The sequence below is a fragment of the Rhizobacter sp. genome (assembly GCF_031412075.1).
Classification (GTDB): domain Bacteria; phylum Pseudomonadota; class Gammaproteobacteria; order Burkholderiales; family Burkholderiaceae_C; genus Rhizobacter.
This window is the reverse complement of the sequence record NZ_JANOCG010000181.1, coordinates 1-5,088: the sequence shown is the minus strand read 5'-3', so window position 1 is coordinate 5,088 and position 5,088 is coordinate 1. Positions and strand designations below refer to the sequence as shown.

The 5,088-nt window shown below is 65.9% G+C and carries 5 protein-coding genes; 1 reads left to right on the top strand and 4 read right to left on the bottom strand.

The features are described 5' to 3' along the window. The 3 genes from RMO40_RS06325 to RMO40_RS06315 all read right to left on the bottom strand — a co-directional run. Positions 1-199 (bottom strand): hypothetical protein (locus RMO40_RS06325; RefSeq protein WP_309717881.1); only part of this gene is annotated, 199 nt, incomplete at its 3' end. 598 nt (positions 200-797) lie between these two features. Further along, on the bottom strand, positions 798-1,826 hold the full coding sequence (locus RMO40_RS06320) for an amidohydrolase family protein (RefSeq protein WP_309717879.1): 1,029 nt from the start codon (positions 1,824-1,826) through the stop codon (positions 798-800). A 132-nt stretch (positions 1,827-1,958) separates the two neighbouring features. Beyond that, a complete protein-coding gene (locus RMO40_RS06315; RefSeq protein WP_309717876.1) occupies positions 1,959-2,555 on the bottom strand; it encodes a VOC family protein in 597 nt (198 codons plus the stop codon). Positions 2,556-2,788: 233 nt separating this feature from the next. Between RMO40_RS06315 and RMO40_RS06310 the strand changes: the two genes are divergently transcribed. Continuing rightward, entirely contained in the window at positions 2,789-3,751 is a 963-nt protein-coding gene (locus tag RMO40_RS06310; RefSeq protein WP_309717874.1) for a VOC family protein, read from the top strand. A 22-nt stretch (positions 3,752-3,773) separates the two neighbouring features. On the opposite strand, the gene RMO40_RS06305 is transcribed toward RMO40_RS06310, so the two are convergent. Continuing rightward, on the bottom strand, positions 3,774-5,088 hold a 1,315-nt coding region (locus tag RMO40_RS06305; protein ID WP_309717871.1), incomplete at its 5' end, for an aldehyde dehydrogenase family protein.

Genomic DNA, 5,088 nt, shown 5'->3' with positions numbered 1-5,088 from the left:
CGTACCAACCCATGTCGTCGTAGTACAGCTTGTTGGAGTCTCCCGAGCGCCAGCCGCGGCCGTGAACGAGCGATTCGTCGATCAGCGTGCGGTACTTCGGGTCGCGGGTGCGTTGGTAGATGTTGATGATTGCGTCAAGCGTCGGGCCCTTGGTCCAGCCGTTCGATCGGACGTTGAAGCCTTGCAGCAGTTTGGTCATCACTGCGTTCTCGCGCGTTTCGGCCACGGGATCCACCGCGCTCGCCGTTTCACGTTCAACGCTTTGCGCAGACGCCGAAGGCACCGTGGCGGACCCGTCAGAGGAGGCCCCACCGCAGCCCGCAACCAGCGCAGACGCTGTCAGCATTGCGAGCAGTACGATTGATTTGATCAAGATGTCGCTCCAGTTAGATTGAGGAGCCCTCTTCCCACGGTCCATACGTCGGCGCGGCGGCGAGAGCCAGCCCAGGGAACGATGACCATGCGATCTCTAGCGGCATCAATCAAAATGGAATAAACGTTCTATGGATGTGAAAATGTAGAACATACGTTCTCACTCATCCAGCGTCGACACGTCACCAATGGTGTCGAAATGTGTGTCTCAAGTCTCACTTTTGAGCCGCTTGGGCAGCCAGGCCCTTGATGCCTGCGCCCAGCCCTGATAGGAGCCCGGCTTGTTTTGCCCCTCGATGAGCTGCAATGACGTCCGCGGACGAGGTCGCAGAAGGCCACGTCAGCGTACTCACTGGCCTTTGGCCCGGCCCACGCGTGGGTGAAAACATTGGCGGGGGCACTCCGGCCCCTGCATGGGCCTGCTCTCAGCCCTTCCCGATCCGCGCCATGCGCATGAGCTTGAGTGCGTTGCCGAGGTAGAGCTTCTCGCGGTCGTCGTCTGACAGGCCCAGCGAGTCGATCGAGCGGATGCCCTCGCGGATGAACATGGGCCCGTGCTCCGGGTCGAACGGGCAGTCGGAGGCGAACACAACATGGTCGACGCCAAAGAAGTCGATCCCGCAGCGCAGCGCCGAGGCGGAGCCGCCGAGCACGGTGTCGCCATAGAACATCTTGAAGTACTCGATGGGTGGCTTGGAGAGCGACTTGAGCACGTTGATCTCGTTGTCGTCCGGGCTGCGGCTGCCCAGCTGCGCCCAGAGCGACTCGGCGCGGCCGCTGAAATACGGCAGCATGCCGCCGCAGTGGTGCGTGATGATTCGCAGGTTCGGCAGCTTCTCAAGCAGCCCCGAGAACACCATGCGCGACATGGCCACCGAGGTCTCGAAGGGCCAACCCAGCACCTGCCAGACCTCATACTTCGAGCGCTCTTCGCCGGGGTAGTCGGCCCGCGTGCCGGGGCGGAAGGGGTGCATCCACACTGGCAGGTCGTAGCGCTTGCTCATCGCCTCGAAGATGGGGAAGAACTCCGGGTCATCGAGCGGGCGCCCGTTCACGCTCGTGATCACCTGCGCGCCGCGAGCGCCGAGCTGCGTGATCGCGCGCTCCATCTCTTTGAATGCGGCCGGCACGTTGTTCATCGGCAGCGAGGCAACGAACACCGGGAACTGATCCGGGAACTCGCGGCAGATCTGCGCCATGCCGTCGTTGGCCACACGGGCGAACTCGGGCGACAGCTCGGGGCCGCCCAGCATCTCGGGCGAAGGCGCACTGAGCGTGAGCACCTGCACGACATCGGGAAACTTCTCCGCCAGCATGCGGGCGCGCGCCGGCAGGTCCCACAGCAGGGGCAGGCTCGCCATGCGCTTGACGAGGCCAGCGTCCTTGGCGTGTATCTTCACCAGCTCGAAGTAGGCAGGCGGCAGCACGTGGTTGTAGATGTCGATCTTTTTCATGGGGCGTTCTGCGGAAAGTCAGGTGCCGGATGTTCCGGCCTGGCGGGTGCACGCAGAAGATGCCGTGAGCAGGCTGCTGATCACTGATGGGCATCGCCAACTCACGCCGTGATTCCTCGCTGCCTGCCGTGACTACTTGGCGGCGACCGGCACAAAAGGTGTCATGCGCCGGGCCACGCGGGCGCGCCAGTTGCCGTAGGGCTCGTAGCCTTCGCTCGTCTCGCACAGCGACTTCGTGAGGCCGATGATTTCGTCGTTGGTCCTGCTGAAGTCGAGCGGGATCAGGAAGGGCTGCGTGATGTACCAGTCCGAATCGACGAAGAACTCGAGGTTGTTGCCCTCGGGGTCGTGCGCATAGATGCTCCACGCGATGCCGTGGTTGGCGGGGAAAAGGTTGCTCGTGCCCTCCACCTCGAAGCGGCCGTGGATGTCTCGCAGATCTTCGAGCGAAGCCATCTTGAACGAGATCTGGTTGATGCTCGGGCCGAACTGCTGGTTCGCCGTGTTGGCGGGCAGCTGGTCGGGGCGGCCGCTGGCCAGCACGATCTGGTGGTGGTCGTCGGGGCTGCGTGACAAGAACACCAGCTGCATGCCGCCGGCCTCGCCACGGTCGGTGACGGTGAAGCCGAGCACGCGGGTGTAGAAGTCTTCCATCTTCGGCATGTTCTTCACGCTCAGCCCCATGTGGCTGAACATCAGGTTGGGCGCGCGCGCGTAGGTCTTGCTCATCGTGTCTCCAGTGTCGTGGTGAGTGCCTGCGCGAAGAGGCAGGTTGCTGAAATGCTAGGTCGACGCTTCGCCGCGCAAGAGATGGAAAAAGCAGCGTGTCGATCAGTTTTTGTCATCGCCGCATGCCAGTGCGGCCGATGCGCATTTGCTATCGGCCCCGTCGGCGCGCCATCTTCCGGCGCACCCCTGCGCTGCCTAGAGTGCCTCGCGTACAACACGGAGACCCTCATTCCATGAACACACTGGCATCGCAGCGCCGCCCAGGCGCCGTGGGCGTGCATTCGATCGACCGCTTCGTCTTCACGGTGCCCGACCTGGCCGCTGCCGAAAACTTCTACTGCGCCTTCGGGCTCGACGTGCGGCGCGTCAACGACCGCCTCGACCTGTACACCTTCGGCCACCCGCACTGCTGGGGCTCGGTCTTCGAGGCGGCTGGCATGAAGCAGTTGGCCTATGTGCGCTACGGCATCGACGAAGCCGACCTACCCACCTTCCGCGAGCGCATTGCGAAACGTGGCATCGGCTGCGAGCCGCACGGCCTGGCCCTGCAGCGCGGCAACGTTGGCGGGCTGTGGCTGCGCAACCCCGACGGCACGCCGCTGCAACTGGCGGTGGCGCCCAAGGTCTCGCCCAGCCAGAAGACCCAGCCGCGCGCGGCTGCTCCCGTGGCGCCCGGTCGCGGCGCCGCGCCGGCGCGCAGCGCGGTTCGGCCGGTGCGGCCGCGGGCGCTCTCGCACCTGCTCTTCTTCTGCGTTGACGTGCCACGCATGGTGGCATTCGGCAGCGAGGTGCTGGGCCTGCGCCTGTCGGACCGCTCCGACGACGTGATCGCCTTCATGCACGGCGCGCACGGCAGTGACCACCACCTGATCGCCCTGGCCAAGTCACACACGCCGGGCCTGCACCATTCGAGCTGGGACGTGGCGAGCCTCGACGACGTGGGTTGCGGCGCCGAGCAGATGCGCAGCGCCGGCTTCGATCGCGGCTGGGGCTTGGGCCGGCACGTGCTCGGCTCGAACTACTTCCACTACGTGCGCGACCCCTGGGGCAGCTACGCCGAGTACTCCTTCGACATCGACTTTGTGCCGCACGACGTCGACTGGCCAGCCGCCAACCACCCGCCGCATGACTCGCTCTACGTGTGGGGCCCGTCGGTACCCGAAGACTTCATCACCAACCACGAGCCCGCCGCCTGAGGCTGCGTGGCTCAGGCGGCAGTCACAACGGGTACTGCCGCTTGTTCTGGCTGATCGTCACGAGGTTGAGGTCGGTGAAGGTCTCGATGGCCCACTTGCCGAAGCGCGCCCAGCCGCTGTCCTTCACCCCGCCGAATGGGATCTGCGGCTCGCCGCCCATCGTGGGCCCGTTGATGTTGACCATGCCGGCGTGCACTAGGTTGCCCAGCTGCACGCCGCGCCAGACATCGGCGGTCATGATCGATGCGGAGAGGCCGAAGTGGGTGGCGTTGGCCTTCTCCACGGCCTCGGCTTCGCTGTCAAACGGCTCGACCAGCACCACCGGGCCGAACACCTCTTCGCAGTGGATCGGCGCCTCCTTCGGCACATCGACCAGCACGGTCGGCTGGAAGCAGCGGCCCTCGTGCGAGCCACCGGCCAGCACGCGCGCGCCCTTCTCCACCGCCTGCGCGATGCCGCGCGCCACGTTCGCCACCGCACGGTCGTTGATCAGCGGGCCGATCTGCGTCGTGGGCACGCTCGGGTCACCGGCCGTGATGGCCTTGGCACGCGCGACGAAGCGCTCGAGAAACTGCGGGTAGATCGATCGGTCGACCAGGATCTTGCGCGTGTTCATGCAGATCTGGCCCTGGTGGAAGAAGGCGGCAAAGATCGCGGTGTCGACCGAGTAGTCGAGGTCGGCGTCTTTCAGCACCAGCATCGGGTTGTAGCCACCGAGCTCGAGCGCGATGCGTTTCAGGTGCTGGCCAGCCCGCGCCGCGAGTGCCGCGCCGGTGGCCGATGAGCCGGTGAAGTTGTAGGCGCGCACGCGACGGTCTTCGAACAGCAGGTCGGCCAGCGGGGCCACCTCGCCGGGCGCATGCGTCACCACGTTCAGCACACCCGGCGGGAAGCCCGCCTCGGTGAAGATCTCGCCCATCAGCAGGCCGGCGCACACCGGCGCGTCTTCAGAGGGCTTGAGCACCACGGTGTTGCCGCAGGCGAGCGGCGCGACGATGGTGCGAATGCCCAGCGCCACCGAGCCGTTCCACGGCGAGATGCCCGCCACCACACCCAGTGGCCGGCGCACGGCCATGGCAAACACGCCGGGCGTGTCGGACTGCACGATCTCACCACCAGGCAGATAGGGGTAGCCCGCCGCCTGCCGCAGCAGCCCCACGGCCCACTGGATCTGGAAGCGCGAGAACGGGCTGGCCGAGCCGGTCTCGTGCGCCATCAGCAAGACGATCTCGTCGGCCCTGCGTTCAAGCACAGTGGCCGCGTTCAGAAACAGCGCCTGCCGCGCACGCGCACCCATCGCTGCCCAGCCCGGGAAGGCGGCCTGCGCGGCATCGATG